General features: G+C 60.8%; 18 protein-coding genes and 1 pseudogene. 8 read left to right on the forward strand and 11 right to left on the reverse strand.

Going from position 1 to position 18172, the window contains the following annotated elements:
* Positions 1-113 precede the first annotated feature (113 nt).
* Together RCAS_RS15705 and RCAS_RS26260 are read right to left on the reverse strand one after the other, a co-directional pair.
* Entirely contained in the window at positions 114-1601 is a 1488-nt protein-coding gene (locus RCAS_RS15705; RefSeq protein WP_012121524.1) for a DnaJ domain-containing protein, read from the reverse strand.
* 2 nt (positions 1602-1603) lie between these two features.
* Positions 1604-2431: an FHA domain-containing protein gene (locus tag RCAS_RS26260; protein WP_012121525.1), complete on the reverse strand. Its 828-nt coding sequence runs from the start codon at positions 2429-2431 to the stop codon at positions 1604-1606.
* A 470-nt stretch (positions 2432-2901) separates the two neighbouring features.
* On the opposite strand from RCAS_RS26260, the gene RCAS_RS15715 reads away from it, so the two are divergent.
* A complete protein-coding gene (locus tag RCAS_RS15715; protein WP_012121526.1) occupies positions 2902-3390 on the forward strand; it encodes a hypothetical protein in 489 nt (162 codons plus the stop codon).
* A gap of 529 nt (positions 3391-3919) precedes the next feature.
* On the opposite strand, the gene RCAS_RS15720 is transcribed toward RCAS_RS15715, so the two are convergent.
* Positions 3920-4468 carry an NUDIX domain-containing protein gene (locus tag RCAS_RS15720; protein WP_012121527.1) on the reverse strand — a complete coding sequence of 183 codons (549 nt, stop codon included), beginning with the start codon at positions 4466-4468 and terminating at the stop codon, positions 3920-3922.
* 74 nt (positions 4469-4542) lie between these two features.
* Here RCAS_RS15720 and RCAS_RS15725 point away from each other — a divergent pair, with 74 nt between their 5' ends.
* Positions 4543-5295 (forward strand): gamma-glutamyl-gamma-aminobutyrate hydrolase family protein, encoded by a 753-nt coding sequence (locus RCAS_RS15725; RefSeq protein WP_012121528.1) that lies wholly within the window; start codon positions 4543-4545, stop codon positions 5293-5295.
* On the opposite strand, the gene RCAS_RS15730 is transcribed toward RCAS_RS15725, so the two are convergent.
* Entirely contained in the window at positions 5273-6151 is an 879-nt protein-coding gene (locus tag RCAS_RS15730) for a GNAT family N-acetyltransferase (RefSeq protein WP_012121529.1), read from the reverse strand. The two genes, RCAS_RS15725 and RCAS_RS15730, sit on opposite strands and share 23 nt — an antisense overlap.
* A gap of 18 nt (positions 6152-6169) precedes the next feature.
* Positions 6170-7810 carry an amidohydrolase gene (locus tag RCAS_RS15735; RefSeq protein ID WP_012121530.1) on the reverse strand — a complete coding sequence of 547 codons (1641 nt, stop codon included), beginning with the start codon at positions 7808-7810 and terminating at the stop codon, positions 6170-6172.
* Positions 7811-7923: 113 nt separating this feature from the next.
* On the opposite strand from RCAS_RS15735, the gene ruvB reads away from it, so the two are divergent.
* Positions 7924-8967: a Holliday junction branch migration DNA helicase RuvB gene (ruvB, locus tag RCAS_RS15740; protein ID WP_012121531.1), complete on the forward strand. Its 1044-nt coding sequence runs from the start codon at positions 7924-7926 to the stop codon at positions 8965-8967.
* Here the strand turns inward: ruvB and msrB are convergent, their stop codons facing one another.
* Positions 8968-9435: a peptide-methionine (R)-S-oxide reductase MsrB gene (gene msrB, locus RCAS_RS15745; RefSeq protein WP_012121532.1), complete on the reverse strand. Its 468-nt coding sequence runs from the start codon at positions 9433-9435 to the stop codon at positions 8968-8970.
* Between the two features lie 268 nt (positions 9436-9703).
* On the opposite strand from msrB, the gene RCAS_RS15750 reads away from it, so the two are divergent.
* Complete coding sequence (locus RCAS_RS15750; protein ID WP_041330922.1) at positions 9704-10447, forward strand: class I SAM-dependent methyltransferase; 744 nt, start codon at positions 9704-9706, stop codon at positions 10445-10447.
* Between the two features lie 40 nt (positions 10448-10487).
* Here the strand turns inward: RCAS_RS15750 and RCAS_RS26545 are convergent.
* Positions 10488-10748: pseudogene (locus RCAS_RS26545) on the reverse strand (DUF6944 family repetitive protein); the annotation flags it as partial.
* Here RCAS_RS26545 and RCAS_RS15755 point away from each other — a divergent pair.
* Both RCAS_RS15755 and RCAS_RS15760 read left to right on the forward strand, forming a co-directional pair.
* A complete protein-coding gene (locus RCAS_RS15755) occupies positions 10713-11384 on the forward strand; it encodes a class I SAM-dependent methyltransferase (RefSeq protein WP_012121534.1) in 672 nt (223 codons plus the stop codon). The pseudogene RCAS_RS26545 and the gene RCAS_RS15755 overlap by 36 nt on opposite strands.
* Position 11385: 1 nt before the next feature.
* Positions 11386-12066, forward strand: a complete 681-nt coding sequence (locus RCAS_RS15760) for a TVP38/TMEM64 family protein (RefSeq protein WP_012121535.1) — start codon at positions 11386-11388, stop codon at positions 12064-12066.
* On the opposite strand, the gene RCAS_RS15765 is transcribed toward RCAS_RS15760, so the two are convergent.
* Positions 11980-13047 (reverse strand): hypothetical protein, encoded by a 1068-nt coding sequence (locus RCAS_RS15765; protein WP_012121536.1) that lies wholly within the window; start codon positions 13045-13047, stop codon positions 11980-11982. The two genes, RCAS_RS15760 and RCAS_RS15765, sit on opposite strands and share 87 nt — an antisense overlap.
* A 75-nt stretch (positions 13048-13122) precedes the next feature.
* Here RCAS_RS15765 and RCAS_RS15770 point away from each other — a divergent pair, with 75 nt between their 5' ends.
* On the forward strand, positions 13123-14109 hold the full coding sequence (locus tag RCAS_RS15770) for an ABC transporter ATP-binding protein (RefSeq protein WP_012121537.1): 987 nt from the start codon (positions 13123-13125) through the stop codon (positions 14107-14109).
* A gap of 10 nt (positions 14110-14119) precedes the next feature.
* Entirely contained in the window at positions 14120-15025 is a 906-nt protein-coding gene (locus tag RCAS_RS15775) for an ABC transporter permease (protein WP_012121538.1), read from the forward strand.
* 9 nt (positions 15026-15034) lie between these two features.
* Here the strand turns inward: RCAS_RS15775 and RCAS_RS15780 are convergent, their stop codons facing one another.
* The 3 genes from RCAS_RS15780 to RCAS_RS15790 form a co-directional block, all read right to left on the reverse strand.
* Positions 15035-16072 carry a lysylphosphatidylglycerol synthase transmembrane domain-containing protein gene (locus tag RCAS_RS15780; protein ID WP_012121539.1) on the reverse strand — a complete coding sequence of 346 codons (1038 nt, stop codon included), beginning with the start codon at positions 16070-16072 and terminating at the stop codon, positions 15035-15037.
* 9 nt (positions 16073-16081) lie between these two features.
* Positions 16082-17065, reverse strand: a complete 984-nt coding sequence (locus RCAS_RS15785; RefSeq protein ID WP_012121540.1) for an alpha-ketoacid dehydrogenase subunit beta — start codon at positions 17063-17065, stop codon at positions 16082-16084.
* Between the two features lie 80 nt (positions 17066-17145).
* A complete protein-coding gene (locus RCAS_RS15790; protein ID WP_012121541.1) occupies positions 17146-18147 on the reverse strand; it encodes a thiamine pyrophosphate-dependent dehydrogenase E1 component subunit alpha in 1002 nt (333 codons plus the stop codon).
* Positions 18148-18172 lie beyond the last annotated feature (25 nt).

Here is an 18172-nt window from a genome sequence, read left to right on the forward strand (position 1 = left end):
TGAGCAAGGGAGCATCACTGCGCAGCATAGCTCGGCGATGAGCGGAGATCACACCGGATGCAGCAGCATTCTGCCGCTATCGAGTATATCACAGGATGACATTCGCGCAACTGTCAGTTTGCGATTTCGGACAGTATCTTCTCGGCGCTCACACCATCGCTGCGCAACGCGGCAACCCGCTCTGCCGCCGCGCGCGCCTCGGCATGGCGTCGAGTGCGCAGGCAGGCGCCTGCCAACATCAACCAGGCGCGCTCATCGCGCGGGTCAATCGCCAGCGCCCGATGGCAGTGGTCGATAGCATCGCCGTTCGCCCCGCGCGCCAGCGCAAGAGCCGCCAATCCGCACCAGGCGTGCGCCAGCGAGGGGTTCTGTTGTGCGGCGCGCAACAATTCGATTTCCGCCTGGCGCGCATCTCCTGCGTCACGCGCCAGCAACCCGCGACACAGAGCAAGGTACGACTCACTATCGGGAAGCGGCGCACTAGAACGAGCGGCGGTTTCGAGAGCCACCAGCGCCTGACGCAGCGCGTGTCCGCCGAGATCGAGCGGGTCGGCAGACGCAAGGATGGCGCGGGCATACCATGCGTGCGCCTCTGCGGAATGCGGCAGCGCCTCACGCGCCCGGCGCAACGGATCGAGCGCTTCGCGCGGCAATCCGGCAGTAAGCAACCCGCGACCCTGTTGAAACAGCGCTTCCGCCTCTTCCACTGAAAGTGTCGAGGGCGTCGTTTCATCTGCGCGCACTTCATCGATCAGCGCGCGCAACCCTTCGAGGTGACCGTGGTCGAACCGACCCTGACGGAATGCCAGCCAGAAGGCATCGTAACGATTGCGGAGTCGTTCGTTCCGCAGAATGCGCCGGGCAATCTCCAGATTCTCTACCCGCGCCTCACGTTCTGCGGCAGACCAACCAGGATGGAGGAGCGTCCGCTGCTGAAAGGCGTAGGAAGCGGCATCGACCTCTTCCGGCGTCGGCGGTCGTGATTCGTGCAACATCTCTGCGGCATCCAGCGCCGGACGCGCCGAGCGACGAGCACCCGGATTGATCATCAGATGCGCGGGTGAGAGTCCCAGCAGGGCATAAAAATCAACCGGCTCCGCAACCGGTGGTCCGGCGTCGGGCGGCGTGGCTGGCGGCGCCGGTTCTCCCGGACGCAGCGAACCACAGTAGCGGCAGCGCGGCTCATTGCCTTGCAGCGGAGCGCCGCACGACTCACAGCGCACCACGCCTTGCTGAATGCCGGCGGCAGCCGATACCCGCAGTTCGTTATAGAGCGCCCGCAGCGAGGGATCGGTCAAGATGCGCCCGGCAACCTGAAGCAATTCGAACTTGCGCCTCGGCTCTGCCGCCAGCGCAGACGGGTCATCGGGAAAGAGCGCGCGCAACCGACGATACTGGCGCGCAATCGTGATTGCATCGGCGTGCTGATCGACGCCGAGCAACCGGTAGAGGTCAAGCCCCTGCGCGACAGCAGCCGCCACCTGTGGCGCGCCCAGGTTGAGACTGCGAAAAAAGCCGCGCGTCACCGAACCACATGCCGGGCAAATCCCATCAGAACCCAGCGTCGCGCTGCATGAGGGACACGTCTGTTCAAGCGTCATGGTTATGCCTGAAAGCGCAGGAGCATACGCCCCAGTGTAATCTGATCACCGTTGGACAGCGCACGCGACTGGTGTGGGAGCACTCGTTGTCCATTCACCAGGGTGCCATTGACGCTATCGAGATCTTCGATCATCACCTGCCCGCCCTGAACAAAAATCCGCGCGTGCCGCCGCCCGACCCCCTGATCGAGCGCGCCGTGCGGACCAAGATCAACATCAGGATAGAACTTGCTCACCGGATCACTGCGACCGACGAGCGCTTGGGAGTCGGCAGGCAACGGCAGGACAGCGCCGGTCCCTATCACGACCAGCGCACACGACGCCAGCGTGGTGCGCCCGCTGACAGGCGCAGGCGTCATCGGCGGAACCGCCGGAGCAGGGGGAGCCAGCGGCGCCTGATACGACGGCGGCGCAGACGGCATTGCCGAAGGCGGTGCGACCGATGGAACCGGCGGCGCAGACGGCGTTGCCGGAGGCGGTGCAGCCGGCGGCGCGACAGACGCCTGATACGACGACGGCGCCGTAACCGGCGCAGGCGGCGGATACACTGGCTGCGGCGGCGCGGCACTTTGCGGCGGGGATGGAACCGGAGCAACCGGGCGCGCCGGCGCGCGCAATGGCGCGCCACAATTGTCGCAGAACGCTTCACCGGGGATGACCGCCTGACCGCACTGCGGACAGACGGTGGGACCGATGGCGGGAATGGCGGCTGAGGGAGCGACAGGCGGCGGCGCTGCCTGAGCGGGAACCGGTATCAGCATGGCGCCACACTGATCACAATAGCGCGCGCCCGCTGGATTATCGACGCCACATTGGGGACAGAACGGCATAACCGTGCTCCTCTAAGGGTTGCAATCCGTCTGTTTGGGCTAAGTATACCATTACTGCGATGATCGCACCGCGCTGTTGGTGCGACGATTCCATTCAGATGAAAGTTTCACTTCTCCGAATTCTGCAATCACCGGGCAGTGCATTGCAACGCAGCTTCGGCGGCCATCCCGCGCGTTATGAGCCTTTACGCAAAACGCGCTATGATCACGACCGTCCGACGCCCAAAACAAGGGAACCGAAGAAGCCATCGACCTCCTGAGCCGGGGAATGGAATGGCTTCGATACGTGCCGATATGCATCGTCCCGCAGCCCAAAAGGTCGCGCCTGACGATGTAAACCCGGCGTCCCTTGCAGAAACATCGCGTAACTGTGAGCAATCTTCGCGTGTGTATACTGAGGGTGCATCCGAATAGACCGTACCATACCATGGCGTACCAGCCTACAGGTGGATACAAAAGGAGACGTTCCAATGGCAAACAACGACTGGCTCACTCAGACCCAGGAACTGCTGCAAACCTGGACGAAGGCGCAGCAATCACTTTGGGAAAACTGGCGTTCGCTGATGCCGACGATGAGCGCGCAGCCCGCCAGTGAAGAATGGAAGCAGGCGGTCTCGGCGTGGAAAGACATTATGCAGCGCTCGCTCAACGCCCAGGCCGACTTCGTCAAGTTCTGGTCGGAAAGCATGACCGCGATGCCGCTGATGGGCAAGCAGATGGAGGAGATGTCGTCGCTGATTGTCGAAACTACCCAGCGCTGGACGCATGTCCAGAGCGAGATCTGGAGCAACTGGCTAGACGCGGTTGCGAAGGCTGACGCCGCTGCGATGACCCAGAACTGGGACGAAGGCACGCGCAAAGCGTTTGACGCCTGGCGCGAGACGGTCAACAGCGCCATCGAGGCGCAACGCAAAATGATGGAAAGCTGGATGTCCAGCGGCGGTGAAAAGAAGGAGTAAGACCAATTACGATTGACGATGCCGCATTCTTGTCATTCCGAGCGTAGCGAGGAATCTGCGCGGGTCGCGCACGACCCCTCGCGCTGCTCGGGGTGACCATGCCGGATGGTCACAGGTCATTGGTATAATTCCTTCCGGGCAGTATGTCCTCACTCCCACCGCTGCGGCAGCGTCTCCGCGTATGCCCGACGCAGGCGGTGGATAGCACAGTGCAATGTTGCAGCAACTGCTTGCCTGACCCTGACGTCGTGACGCTCAAAGGCGGACCGCACGCATGAGCAAAGCGGGCATGCATGGCGTTGGGATGCGCCGTTGTACCCTCACCCCCCGCCCCGCTCCCGCGCGCGAGAGCGGGGCGACCGGCACCGTGATCGAGTCCGTCCCACGGTGAGCGTGCCGGTGTTCGCGCGGATGTTTGCCCTTACCCTTAAACGTCGTGACGTGAGGGATGGGAGGATGTGTGCGACACACACCCTTATGGATGCGCAGAGACGACATCTGCCTGCCCATAAGGGTGTTCGCTTGAAAACTAGAGTCCCAACCGCCGCGCTGCGAGCAGCACTGCCGTCACGGTCATGCTATCGCGGATGTCGCTGCGCAGCACCATGTCCAGTACATGCGCGAATGGCATGGCTTCGATTTCCAGAAACTCCGTATCATCCTGCGGCAGGCTCGATGGCATCAGATCGAATCCCAGAAAGAGATGCGCCGTCTCTTCCACCACGCTCTTGGAGGTGTAGTAACTGCTGATCCATTCGAACCGTCCGGCGCGATAGCCGATCTCTTCCTGAAGTTCGCGCTGCGCGGCTTCTTCCGGCGTTTCACCGGCGTGCATCCCGCCGGTCGGCATTTCCCAGCGATGTCCTTCCCCATAAATGTAGCGGTACTGCCGGATCATCACCACCCGTCCATCGTTCAAAAATGGCAGGACGCCGACGCACTGACCAACGCCAGGCGTCACTACGCCATAGATCGTCGTGCGACCATCGGGCAACTCGGCGATGTCTTCGCGCAGGCGCAACCATTTGTTGCGGTAGATTTCGCGGCTTGCGCGGGTGCGCCATGGGTGCGGCGACATAGATGCTCCTTCCCGATTTCGTTCATGGTATAATGCCGTCCACATTTTTTATGCCGGATTATCAAGGGAGTCGTATGAATCGGGTGTGTATCGGCATTACGTGCGGAACCTTCTACGACCACGACTGGTGCCCGCCATCAATCGGGCACCGGAAGACATATATCGATGCAGTTGTGGCGGCTGGCGGCGCGCCGTTCCTGATCCCGTCCATTGATGATGAGGCGGCGCTGCGCATACTGTACGACCGAATCGACGGAGTGTTGCTGGCCGGCGGCGGCGACATCGAGCCGCGTCATTACGGTGAGGCGCCACTGCCGACGCTCGGCGTCGTCGATGCGCTGCGCGACCGCACGGAACTTCCGCTGGTGCGCTGGGCAGTCGCCGATGGGAAACCGGTGCTCGGCATCTGTCGCGGCGCGCAGATGGTCAACGTGGCGCTCGGCGGAACGCTCTACCAGGATATTCCTTCGCAGATTGAGACGTCACTCAATCATTCCGACTCTTACGCGCGCCAGGATTGGACGCATCTGGCGCATATGTTGCGCTTGTCGCCCGACTCGCGTTTGCGCCAGATTCTCGGCAGCGATGAACTGCCGATCAACTCACTGCACCATCAGTCGATCAAAACCGTCGCTCCCGGACTGATGGCCGTCGGTTGGGCGCCGGATGGCGTGATTGAAGCGATTGAGAGCGCAAATGGTCACTTCCTGATCGGCGTGCAGTGCCATCCCGAAGCTCTGCAAAGCGGAGCCGATCCACGCTGGCAAACGCTGTTCCGCCGCTTCGTCGAGGCGTGTGCGCGGTTCAAAGATCGTAACGCAGAATAGTCTGTCGATCGCCGGTGCGCCGGAAGCCAAACCACTCATAGAGACGGCGGGCGCTGTGGTTATATGCCTGCGTGTTCAGCGTCATCGCCTCGGCGCCAATCGCGGTGGCATAGGCGACAACCTCGTACAGTAACCGTGCGCCGATGCCCTGTCGCCGGCGATCCGGCAGCACTGCGATACGCACCAGGTGCACCAACCGCCCGTCATAGTGCGCTGTCACGAATGCGTATCCGACAACAACAGCGTCATCCTCGACGACCAGGAAGCGAGGCGTTTCGCGCAGCGCCAGCCCGATCTGAACGTTGTCCTTGCGCCACTCGGCGCTGAAACACTGCGCATCCACCGCCAGGATTGCCGGGATGTCGCCCACGGTTGCCGCGCGCACTCGCACTGCCGGGTTGCCATACGTCGGAACGCTCATGCGCTTCTTTTCGTAGACGATCACATCGGTATCGTGAACATACCCGGCACGACGCAGCGCCAGGGTCAGCCATGCGTCGGCAGGTTCGTGGCAGGCGACATACACGCGTGCAACGCCGCTGGCGTGCAGCATGGCATGGAACGACGGAAGCAATGTATCGAGCGCGCGCGCGGTTGCGAGTCGACCGCTCAACGCCAGCGCCCGGACCCACGTCACGCCATCGTTGACCCAATCAGCCAGTATCACGCCGCACGGTTTGCTGCCGGCGAAGAGGAGCAGCACAGGCGCACCGGCGAGCAATCCGACCGCCTCACCGAGGCTGACCGTCGTAAACCAGCGGTCAGCGTCATCGATCAGGCGCAGCACAGTTTGCCGATCATCGAGCGACGCCGGGCGCGTAGTCAGCAACTCGGAAGACGAAGATGATCGCAACACTGTCGTCTCCCGACGCAATCAGACGCGCTGGTATGCCACACGTCCATCGATGACCGTCATCTCAACCTGAATGTCTTTGATTTCCTCCACCGGACAGGTGAAATAATCACGGTCGAGCACTGCCATATCCGCCAGGAAGCCAGGCGACAGGCGCCCTTTGACCTGCTCTTCGCGGGTGAGCCAGGCGCCGGCGGCGGTGCATGCATACAGCGCCTCGTCGCGGGTGATTGCCTCCTGCGGCGCAATTGGCGTTCCCTTCCAGGTTTTGCGCGTCACCAGGCTGTAGAGACTGATCATAGGGTTGTAATGCACGGTGCTGGGAATATCACTCGTTGCGATCAGCGGAATGCCGCGATCCAGGTAGGTGCGCGCTGGCTTATACTGGTGCGCCAGCCGCTCGCCAACATCGCGGAAAAGATCGTCGCCTTCGTAGTAGATGAAGGTTGGCTGAATCACGGCGGCAATCTGATGTTTTGCCATATGCTGAAGGCTTTCTTCAGTGGCGAAGTAGGCATGGATCAGATTGTGGCGATGATCCTTGCGCGGCGAGGCTTCGATCACCTCAGCAAATGCGCGCGCTGCTTCGTGATGCGCCCGGTCGCCAATCGCGTGAATGCCGATGTCCCATCCCAGTGCGTGCCCACGGGCAAAGAACTCGCGCAGGTCTTCCGGGTCGAGGCGGTTGTAGTCGTACACCCGGTCTTCACCAACGAACGGTTGGAACATCCATGCCGTGCGACTGGTCGTACCGCCGTCGATAGCCATTTTCAGCCCGCCAAGGCTCAGCCAGTGATCGCCTAATCCGCTGTACACGCCCAATTCAGCAGCGCGCGCATTGAGTTGTTCGACGGTTTCGTCTTCACGGAAGCCGTGCCACGAGGGCATCAGATTGACACGCACCGGCAACCGGCCCGCGCGCCGGGCATCCAGGTAGGCTCGCATCTCCCAGGGACACAACCCCGGATCGAGAATGCTGGTGACGCCAACCGCCAGATATGCGCGGCCGGCGGCTTCGAGCGCATCCACTGCCTGTTCGGGGGTCGGGTCGGCGATCAGGCGGCGACAGAAGAGTTTGGCGGAGGCGCGCAGAACACCGCTCGGCGAACCGTCCGCAAACCGCTCGATCCTGCCTCCCTGCGGGTCAGGCGTTGAGGCGTACACGCCGGCCAGTTCGAGCGCCCGGCTGTTCACAACATCCATGTTGAAGAAACGTTTCAACAGCACCGGATGATCGGTCGTCGCGGCATCAAGATCGAGACGGTTGGGCAAACGACCCTCGGCAAAGAGCGACTCATTCCACCCTTCGCCAATGATCCATTCGCCGCGTGGCGTATGCGTCGCCGCCTCGCGCACCATGGCGACCATGTCGGCAATCGAGGTGCACTGTTCGAGTTGCAGGCGAGAAAACTTGATCCCCAGTTCGAGCATGTGGTTATGTGCGTCGTTGAAGCCGGGAACCACCGTGCGCCCGCCCAGATCGATCTGTTCCGTGTGCGAACCGGCAAGATTACGCACGTCGGCATCATCGCCGATCGCAACGACCCGACCATCCTTGCAGGCGATGGCGGAGCACCGGGGTAATTCGCGGTCAAACGTCCTGATAGCGCCATTGAACAGGATCAGGTCGGGCGCGAGATTGCGCACGCGGAGGGTTGGCATCGTCGTCCTCCCGATTCAGTACAGATGAAAGACAGGCGCGGGGTATTATAGCACACGCACCACCGGCAAAAAGCAATGTGGTATAATGACCGCACACGTGTGCGGAGGCCCCGATGAGCGACGAACGAGTCGTCACCCCCAGGGCAGGCGAAGAAGACCAACAGATCGAGAAAAGTCTGCGCCCACGCCGTCTTGCCGAGTTCATCGGACAGGAGAAGGTCGTTGAGCAGTTGCGCATTGCGATTGCCGCCGCCAAAGGGCGTGGCGAACCGCTCGATCATACGTTGCTCTATGGTCCGCCCGGGTTGGGGAAGACGAGTCTGGCAGGCGTGCTCGCCAACGAAATGGAGGTCAATATCAAACTGACGTCGGGTCCCGCCATCGAGCGCGCCGGCGACCTTGCTGCACTGCTGACCAATCTCCAGAAAGACGATATTCTGTTCATCGACGAGATCCATCGCCTGAATCGAGCTATCGAAGAAGTGCTCTACCCGGCGATGGAAGATTTCGCGCTCGATATTATGGTCGGGAAGGGACCAGGAGCGCGCAGCCTGCGCCTGAAACTGCCGCGCTTCACGGTGGTCGGCGCGACTACGCGCCTGGCGTTGCTTACGTCGCCGCTGCGCGACCGCTTTGGGTCGGTACACCGACTCGAATTCTACTCGGTCGATGCGCTCTACGAGATCGTGATGCGTTCGGCGCGTATTTTGGGGGTGGTATGCACGCCAGAAGGAGCGCGCGAAATAGCAGCGCGGGCGCGCGGCACGCCGCGCATCGTCAATCGGCTGCTGCGCCGCGTGCGCGATTATGCCCAGGTCATCGGCGATGGCATCATCACGCTCGACGTGGCGCGCGATGCGCTGGCGAAACTGGAAGTCGATCACCTGGGACTCGATGAAAACGACCGACGGTTGCTGCGCGCTATCATCGACCTGTTCGGCGGGGGACCGGTCGGGCTTTCGACACTGGCTGCATCGCTTGCCGAAGAAGTCGATGCCATTGAGGACGTGTACGAGCCGTTTCTGCTGCAACTCGGGTTTTTGCAGCGCACGCCGCGCGGACGGATTGCCACGCGACGCGCTTATGAGCATCTCGGCGTTCCCTATGTCGAGCGCAGTGTTGATAACGGCGCTGAACAGGGACGCCTGTGGACGTGACTATGTGCTGCTTTTGTTGCTGACCCCCTCGAAGAGCGGCAGATACTCCCCATACCCTTCTTCTTCCAGTTTTTCGACCGGAATAAATCGCAATGCGGCGGAGTTCATGCAATAGCGCAGACCGGTTGGCGCCGGACCATCATCGAACACGTGCCCAAGGTGCGAGTCGCCGTGTTTCGAGCGCACTTCGGTGCGCACCATCCAGAGTTTCCGATCTTCGCGGGTGACGATATTGCCCGGCTCGAGGGGCTTTGTGAAACTGGGCCAACCGGTGCCCGAATCGTACTTATCGAGCGAACTGAACAATGGCTCACCCGATACGACATCCACATAAATGCCATGCGCCTTGTTATTCCAGTAAGCGTTCTGGAACGGCGGTTCGGTGCCTTCGTGTTGCGTGACTTCGTACTGCTCCGGCGTCAACCGCCGTCGCAGTTCGTCGTCTGATGGTTTCGTGTATTGTTTCACTGACTCCTCCTATGCGCGATCAGCACATATCTCCTTTTCAGTGTACCATGAAGTCATCGCCTCTTGCCGGAAGTGGTGACAGGTGGGATTGTCCAGTTCTATCGTCCCGTGCCATCAGTATGGTACGGATGGAGCCGCAAGGACTGTTTCTCAGCAGCGGCGTCCCGCCAGGCGACGGACGTCAGCGTACCCTTGTGACGCTCAATTTGCACACCCACACTCCTTCTGGTAATCTATGCTGACGTTGCTCGACAGGCGGGCGAGAGGCATGGAGCGCACGGAATACGAGGTGATGGCGGCTGTCGAGAGCCGTCACTGGTGGTACGGCGGCATGCGCGCGATTGCGGCGGCGCTGCTCGATGAGGTCTATGCCGGGCGGCGCGATCTGCGCATTCTCGACGCCGGTTGCGGCACCGGTGGGAACGTCGTCTTTCTACGGCGGTACGGGTCGGTCGCGGCGGTCGATCTGGCGCCGGAAGCGGCGCTTTTCGGCGCTGAGCGACTGCGCGGCGCGTTGGTGCGGGCAAGTGTGCTGGCATTGCCATTTGTCGATGAATGGTTCGATCTGGTCACATCGTTCGAGGTGTTGTACCATCGGGATGTTCCCGATGAAACCGTTGCACTGCGTGAGACGTGGCGCGTGCTCCGTCCCGGCGGACGGTTGTTACTGCGCCTCCCCGCCTTCGAGTGGCTGCGCGGCAGGCACGATTGCGCCGTCCACGGACGGCGCCGCTACACTGCGAACGAGGTGCGCGAGTTGCTTCAGCCACAGGGATTCGAGGTCGAACGCATATCGTATGTCAACACCCTGCTCCTGCCGCTCCCACTGACTCAGCGGTTCATTGAGCGCGTGGCGCCTGCCATTGATCGCAACGGCTCGGATCTTCAATTGCCGCCAGCGATGCTGAACGAAGCGTTGCGCTGGCCCCTTGCCGCCGAAGCCGCCTGGATCGCGCGCGGCGGATCGTTTCCGGTGGGTCTCTCGGTGATCTGTCGGGCGCGGAGGGTGTGAGAACTGAGAACTGAGAACCAGGAACGAGAGCATCGCCTATCGCCTGAACCCTATCGCCTATCGCCTGAACCCTATCGCCTATCGCCTGAACCCTATCGCCTATCGCCTGAACCCTATCGCCTATCGCCTGAACCCTATCGCCTATCGCCTGAACCCTATCGCCTATCGCCTGAACCCTATCGCCTATCGCCTGAACCCTATCGCCTATCGCCTGAACCCTATCGCCTATCGCCTGAACCCTATCGCCTATCGCCTGTTTTCTGCCATGCTTCAAACATTGCTCAACAAACTTTCCGCCCACCCAGGACTCTGGGGTTTTCTGCGTCGCGTCGTCGAGGATGGATTCGACGCCGAAAAAGATGTGATCGCGCGCGAACTGCAACCCTGGCGTGACGCAGGGCAGCGCCGATTCCTCGATTTTGGCTGCGGTACCGGCGAATTTTCGATCTGCTTTCCGGCAGAATCGTATTTTGGCGTCGATATTGCCCGGCACTACATTCACTACGCCGGTCGTCGCCGTCCGGGACGTTACGCTGTGATGAGCGGCGCAGGGCTTGGCTTTGCATCGGGAAGTTTCGACGGCGGGCTTGTTCTTGGCGTGTTCCACCACCTCCCCGATGACCTGGTGCGCACCGCCATCACCGATCTCCACCGTGTGTTGCGCCCCGGCGCGACGCTCCTGGTGATGGAAGACATCCCTTCTCCGCGTCCGTGGAATGTGTTGGGACATCTGATGCACTGGCTGGATCGCGGCGATCATATTCGCGAAGACGAAGCCTACCGCGCGCTTATGCAGCCGTACTTCTCGCTGCGTCGCTGGTACCATATCAAAAGCGGCATTTGCGATCTGGCGGTCTATGTGCTGGATCGCACGGATGATCCGGTCATCCTGCATGGGGAAGCAGCTGCTGCACGCCAGCTCGACGCCGGAGCATAGCGTGGAACATCTTCCAACCCGGGTTCAATCATTTCTTCTCAGACCGCGCCGCCTGGTCGTTGGCGCGCTGCTCGTGATTGTCGCCGGCGCGGCACTCTGGCTCTTCCGCGCGTCCGGCGCGCTCCTGCATCCCATCTTTATTCGTGACATGGCGCACTCGCTTGGTTTCTTCGGACCACCAGCGTTGATCGGCGCGCTGGCATTGCTGCTGGTTGCGCCTGTTGCACCAGCCGCCGTGTTGCAGATCGGCGCCGGGCTGGCATTCGGACCGGTGGCGGGGTTTCTGTACACCCTGGTTGCCGACCTGATCGGCGCCAGCGCCGGTTTCTGGCTCGCCAGACGATGGGGGCGATCGGTGATCGAGCCGCGGTTGTCGCCTGCGATGCGTGAACAGGTCGAGCGCCTGACACAGCGGATGACGTGGCGCAGTGTCATGCTGTTGCGGCTGCTGCCGGGTCCCGCCTACCCGCTGGTATCATTTGCGGCAGGGTACTCGCGCCTTGGATTTGGCGCGTACACGCTGGCTTCTCTGGCAGGCGTCTCCCCGGCGCTGGCGTTGCTGGCATTCGCCGGCGATCTGGCAACATATTCACCACTACTGGCGTTCGGGCTGGTTGCGCTGATCGTCGGAGCGCTGGCGCTCGCCGGGCGTCGGTTGAGCCGTCGCATACCGTCTGCGTAACCAGAGAAGCAACGCGATCACCCACCCCAACCAGGCAAGCGCCGTTTTTCCGTAACGAGCGATAATCAGAGCGATGAGCACGACCAGGCGCGCGCTCCACAGCACCGCATACGGAAGCGGAGCAACCCTGACCGGCGTTCCCCAATCGAGCGCGGCGATCCGTTCGAGATGCCCATTGGCGACACACTGTTCCAATGTGGCAACATAAATAATGTCCGTACAGGCAGCCGCCAGGAGCAAATTATGCCGTAATGCGTCCCAGTGCAGGATCGCGTCGCCGCTGCCCGAACTCCCAACCGCAAGCGCATCGGCGGACGGTCCGTAGACAGCAATCAGTGCGCTGCCAAACCATTCCGGTGCGGTTTCGCTCAGGCACATCAACACCTCGATATCGGCAGGCAGATCGACAATATCGAGCGCGCGCTGGAGGAGCGTCGTCCCTACACGACGATCATCAGCGATCAGCGGAATCTGATACGCGTGAACTTCGTAGCCGTCGCGTCGCGCCACCGCCATCACTTCGAGATATGCCGCGCGTGCCGCCGGGAAGAGGGCATTATCGCGCGCCAGCCAGATACGCCGCACAATTTCGCGCGCACCACCCCACCCTGCGAACAGCGCATCACTCAATGGCGGCTCCATATCGAAGCCGACGGCGACGAACCGCAAGCCATTCGCCTGCGCCCATGCATGAAACGCCTGATAACACGCCGCAGCGCGCGGATAGTTCTGAAGATTGAACGCCAGCCCCTCATCGGCGGGCAACGTTAGCCAGGCGACAACCGGAATGTCGTGGGTGTTGAGCAGGCGTGTTGCGGCGGCATACCCATCGTCGAAGACAGACAGTGCAAGCGCCACACCGTAGGCGCGCGCCGCCAGCAGGTTCAGCACGTCCGGGCGATCCAGCAGGCGCAGCAGCGCCGCCCCGCTCAACTCGCAGAAGAAAAAGAGTTGCGGTTCTTCGTGCAATGTCGAAATCATAGGCGGATCATTGTAGCATGGGTGACAAAACTGGTATCATACTATCGATGATATTCGTCTGAGAAAGAAATTTCGATGACCGCCCTTGTCGAAACACATGACCTGACGCGCCGGTATGGATCGAACCTGGCGCTGGATCATCTGAACCTCACCATTCCCGAAGGCGCCATCTTCGGCTTTATCGGACCAAACGGCGCCGGCAAGACGACGACCATGCGCATCCTGACAACGCTGCTGGCGCCAACGTCGGGGGAGGCGCGCGTCGCTGGCATATCCGTCACCCGCGAGCCACGCGCCGTGCGGCGGCTTGTTGGCTTTATGCCCGATTTCTTCGGCGTCTACGATAATATGAAGTCGTGGGAATACCTCGACTTTTTCGGTCGCGCATACAGCATACCGGCGCAACGGCGCCAGCAATTGATCGGTGAACTGCTGGCACTGGTCGATCTGGAGCACAAGCGCGATGAGCCGGTGATGTCGCTATCACGCGGCATGAAACAGCGGTTGAGTCTGGCGCGTTCCATGATGCACGACCCCCGCCTGCTCATTCTGGACGAACCGGCAAGTGGTCTCGACCCGCGGGCGCGCATCGAACTGCGCGAATTACTGAAGGAACTGCGGGCGATGGGGAAAACGATCATGATCAGTTCGCACATTCTGAGCGAACTTGCAGAAATGTGCACCCACATCGGCATTATCGAGCGGGGCAAACTGCTTGCGGCAGGCGAAGTGCAGGAGATTCTGCGCACCATGCGTCCCCATCGCATTGTTGAAATTCGTGTCGTATCCGGCGCTGCGCGCGCCGAAGAGCTGCTGCGCACACACGCTGATGTGCTGGAGTTGCGTCGTGAAGGAGCACGCGCCGAGTCCGACGACGAGAACGCGCCGCTCGACGACGAGACAGGACCGCACACGCTCCTGGCTGATTTTGCTGGCGATGAGCACGCACTGGGTGAATTACTGGCAATGCTGATCGCAGCGGGGGTGCGAATCTCCCATTTTGCCGAACAATCCGGCGACCTCGAAGATATTTTTCTGCACGTCACAAAAGGCGTCGTCTGAAGGAATGCCTATGCCAGAACTTAATCCAATCCTGGTGAAAGACCTGCGCAGCCGCATGCGCGGCGCGCGCGCGTACATTCTGCTTACGATCTATCTGCTCATTCTGGCGGGAGTCACACTGCTGCTCTATGCGGCGCTCTCAGGCGAAAGCTCCAACGATCTGAACGCCGGACGGCGAATCGGTCAGACGCTCTTTTTCACCATCGCAACCGTGGCACTGATCGAGGTCTGCCTGATCACGCCAGTGCTAACATCAGGAAGCATTGCCGGCGAAAAAGAGCGTCAGTCGTATGACCTGCTGATCGCGTCATTGCTCACACCGTGGCAGATTGTGTGGGGCAAACTGGTGTCGGCGCTGGCGTTCGCTCTGCTTCTGATCGTGGCGATTGTGCCGGTGATGAGCCTGGCATTTCTGTTCGGCGGCATTGGGCTGACGGAAGTGCTCATTGCAATCGCCGGGCTGGTTGTAACGGCGGTCCTCTACGCAACCATCGGCTTGTTCTGGTCCGCCGTGCTGCAAAGCTCCCTGGGAGCGACCAGTTTCGCCATCGGCACAGTCATCGCCCTGCTGTTGGGCATTCCATTTCTCATTGTGATTTTCAGCCTGATCCTGGGATCCAGCGCGCCGTCAGATCTGCTGGACTCGGTCTGGTTCATCTATCTCAGCCGATTCGTCACTGCGTCGCACCCCTTTATTGCACTCGGCGCTACGGCGTCGCTCCTCTCGAGCGGAGGCGATGCTTTCTTCGAAGTCGTGCGGACAGGCACAACGATTGTGGTTGTGCCAAGCCCATGGTTGCTCTATATCGCGCTTTCGCTGATCGCTGTGATGCTGCTGTTGACAGCAAGCGTGCGACTCGTTCAGCCAGCGTCACCAGGCGCCGACCGGAAGAAGCGCACCGGCAGACAGGGATGAATGATATCGTCAGGACTTGCCGGAAGATCGGGTAAGCAGACGATAGCAGAGCATACCAATGGGGAGCATCATCCAGAAGCTGATCAGGCGAAACAGGATCGCAGCCCCTAATGCCGCTTCGAGCGGCACACCCTGGGCGTGCAGAGCGACGGTCAGCGCAGCTTCGACCGTTCCGCCGCCGCCGGGGAGCAGAGTGAAGACGCTCACGATCAGCGCCAGACCATATGCGGCGAACATCGCAGCAAGCGGCGGATCGGCGCCCAGGCTATGGAGAATTGCCAGCAATGCCAGACTATGGCAACAAAAGATCAACAACTGCAACCCAACCAGCACCACAATCCGGCGTGGCTGTTCGAGGATCAGGCGTCGACTGGCAATAATTTCATCGACCGCCTGTGTCACCTGCGATGCTGTCAATACCGGTCCAAACAGGCGATTCACCAGGCGCTTCAGGCGGAGCGCCCACTCCTGAAGCGTAGTGTCTGGGCGTGAGGCAACATAGATCGCACCACTCATCACCCCTAGTGCAACTGCCAGTGCGCCATAACTGACCGACGCGCCGCTCAATCCGGTCGTCACCAGCAGATACATCAATCCATACGTAAACGCCACCAGAACGGCGCCATTCCAACTGAGCAGTTCCATCCCCGCGACCATAGCGACGCTACCGACGGGGAAACCGCGTCGCCGCAGACTGGCGACCAGGAAGGCATAGGCGCCGACACTTCCGGCAGGAATCGCCTGGTTGATCAGAATCGTCACCATTGCTGCGGCGGTCAACCACCAGAACTGCGCGCGATGCCCCAGAATCGCCAGCACCCGGCCATAGATCTGCCCGGCGCACACAAAGCCCATCACGACACCGACAAACGCGAGCAGCAGATACCCCGGACGGACATTGCGCAGCAGAACAAAGGCTTTGATCACCTCCTCGCGGTTGAGATAGGCGACCGCAACGATAGCTGCCAGCAGAAGCAGCCCGATAATGGCGCCCCAGGGAGTGCGTCGCAGCTGCGCTGTCTTGGTACTGATATGCCACCTCCGCATGCGCAATGGTTAGTAGCGTGCCAGGTCGTACATCGCCGCCGCGATTTTTTGCGGATTGAGCATGAAATAGTCTTCAAGCGGATCGGCGAACGGGGTTGCAAACAGATCGGGGGATGCGAGACGGCGAACCGGTGCATCCAGATACTCAAACGCATGTTCAGCGATGAGCGCGGCGATCTCCCCGCCGATCCCACCGGTCAGGACATCTTCGTGCACAATCAATGCACGACCCGTCTTTTTGACAGACGACAGGATCGCATCGCGGTCGAGCGGCGCCAGGGTGCGCAGATCGATGACTTCGACATCGACCCCCTCGGCTTCCAGTTCTTTCGCCGCTGTCAGGGAATGGTGCACCATCAGCCCATAACTGAACACACTCATATCGCTGCCGTTGCGCCGCACCACTGCCTTGCCAATCGGCTCACGGTAGAGTCCTTCGGGCACATCGCCGCGCACCGAACGGTAGAGTTGCTTGTGCTCAAAGAAAATCACCGGATCCGGATCATAGATTGCGGCGATCAGCAACCCTTTGGCGTCGAACGGCGTTGATGGGATGACCACTTTAATGCCTGGCGTACTGGTAAACAGGCGTTCGACACTCTGTGAATGATAGAGCGCACCATGGATGCCGGCGCCGCACGGCGCCCGCACCACAATCGGGCAACTCCAGTCGCCGTTCGAGCGATAGCGAAAACGCGCCGCTTCATTGAGAATCTGATCGATCGCCGGGTAAATATAGTCGGCGAACTGAATCTCGGCGACCGGCAGAAGACCGTGCAACGATGCACCAATAGCAGCGCCGACAATACCGCACTCGGCAATCGGCATGTCAATCACACGATGTTCGCCAAAACGCGCCAGCAACCCTTCGGTTGCCAGAAAGACGCCACCCTTGACGGCCACATCCTCGCCGAGAACCATAATCCGATCATCGGCAGCCATAGCATCGTGTAACGCCGACCGGATCGCTTCGATAAACGTCATGACAGGCATAGTGTTCGTCGTCTGGTCTCTGAGCCGGTTGACACAACGGTGTGTATGCGTCGTTCCTTATGAACAGGCGTGCCAGCCTCTTATCCATACAGATGATCGGCAATGCTCTCGACGGAAGGATATGGCGCCGCAACCGCAGCATCCGTAGCGGCATCGACTTCGGCGCGCACCTCGCGTCGCAATGCTTCGATTTCCTCCGACGTGATAATGCCGTGTTCCACAAGATAGTGCTCGAAGCGTTTGATCGGGTCACGCGCGCGCCAGGATTCAACTTCCTCGGCTGAACGATACTTCCGATCATCGTCAGCACTCGAATGGGGTCGAAACCGATACGTTTTGCACTCGAGCAGCGTTGGTCCGCCGCCATTGCGTGCTCGTTCCATCGCCTGATGCGCGGCTTCGTACACGGCAAACACATCGTTGCCATCCACAACAACGCCCTGCATACCATACCCTGCCGCCTTCATGGCAACATCGGGCACCGGCACTTCCCGATGAACCGGCACGGAAATAGAGTACTGATTGTTCTGACAAACGAAGACAACCGGCAGTTGGTGGATACCGGCGATGGTCAACCCCTCGTGCCAGGCGCCTTCCGCCGTCGCGCCCTCGCCGAACAATCCCATAACAGCGATATCCTGCTCGCCTCTGGCGCGAAACGCCAACCCAAGCCCGGCGGCATGCACCAGATGACTTCCCACCGAACTCGAACCGCTCACGATACGAAGACGGCGGCTGCTGTAGTGCCCGAACATCTGCCGTCCACCGCTGGATGGATCATCACGCCGCGCCATAGCGTGCAGCAAAACATCGAGTACCGACTGCCCGAGCGCCATCACCAGCGTCATATCGCGGTAGTACGGGATCACATAATCGTGTCCCACACGAATCGCCCACGCGCATCCAAGTTGCGTCGCCTCGTGACCTGCGGCGGTCACCACAAAGTGCGCCCGCCCCTGACGATTCAGCAGCCAGAGCCGATCATCTGTCTCACGCGACGCGATCATGGTGCGCAGACCGGCGATCAGCCGCTGGCGACTCAGACCCAAACGAACATGGGGAGGAGTATCGTTCGCTTCCATACCTCTGCCACCACAATCTATACTC

Origin of the sequence: Roseiflexus castenholzii DSM 13941, assembly GCF_000017805.1 — a bacterium.
In the GTDB taxonomy this organism is placed as follows: Bacteria; Chloroflexota; Chloroflexia; order Chloroflexales; family Roseiflexaceae; genus Roseiflexus; species Roseiflexus castenholzii.

Bases quoted from the DNA above. Each gene is read 5' to 3' on its own strand.
- RCAS_RS15705 (WP_012121524.1), bottom strand. From the start codon at position 1,601: ATGACGCTTGAACAGACGTGTCCCTCATGCAGCGCGACGCTGGGTTCT.
- RCAS_RS26260 (WP_012121525.1), bottom strand. From the start codon at position 2,431: ATGCCGTTCTGTCCCCAATGTGGCGTCGATAATCCAGCGGGCGCGCGC.
- RCAS_RS15715 (WP_012121526.1), top strand. From the start codon at position 2,902: ATGGCAAACAACGACTGGCTCACTCAGACCCAGGAACTGCTGCAAACC.
- RCAS_RS15720 (WP_012121527.1), bottom strand. From the start codon at position 4,468: ATGTCGCCGCACCCATGGCGCACCCGCGCAAGCCGCGAAATCTACCGC.
- RCAS_RS15725 (WP_012121528.1), top strand. From the start codon at position 4,543: ATGAATCGGGTGTGTATCGGCATTACGTGCGGAACCTTCTACGACCAC.
- RCAS_RS15735 (WP_012121530.1), bottom strand. From the start codon at position 7,810: ATGCCAACCCTCCGCGTGCGCAATCTCGCGCCCGACCTGATCCTGTTC.
- ruvB (WP_012121531.1), top strand. From the start codon at position 7,924: ATGAGCGACGAACGAGTCGTCACCCCCAGGGCAGGCGAAGAAGACCAA.
- RCAS_RS15750 (WP_041330922.1), top strand. From the start codon at position 9,704: ATGGAGCGCACGGAATACGAGGTGATGGCGGCTGTCGAGAGCCGTCAC.
- RCAS_RS15755 (WP_012121534.1), top strand. From the start codon at position 10,713: ATGCTTCAAACATTGCTCAACAAACTTTCCGCCCACCCAGGACTCTGG.
- RCAS_RS15765 (WP_012121536.1), bottom strand. From the start codon at position 13,047: ATGATTTCGACATTGCACGAAGAACCGCAACTCTTTTTCTTCTGCGAG.
- RCAS_RS15770 (WP_012121537.1), top strand. From the start codon at position 13,123: ATGACCGCCCTTGTCGAAACACATGACCTGACGCGCCGGTATGGATCG.
- RCAS_RS15775 (WP_012121538.1), top strand. From the start codon at position 14,120: ATGCCAGAACTTAATCCAATCCTGGTGAAAGACCTGCGCAGCCGCATG.
- RCAS_RS15780 (WP_012121539.1), bottom strand. From the start codon at position 16,072: ATGCGGAGGTGGCATATCAGTACCAAGACAGCGCAGCTGCGACGCACT.
- RCAS_RS15785 (WP_012121540.1), bottom strand. From the start codon at position 17,065: ATGCCTGTCATGACGTTTATCGAAGCGATCCGGTCGGCGTTACACGAT.
- RCAS_RS15790 (WP_012121541.1), bottom strand. From the start codon at position 18,147: ATGGAAGCGAACGATACTCCTCCCCATGTTCGTTTGGGTCTGAGTCGC.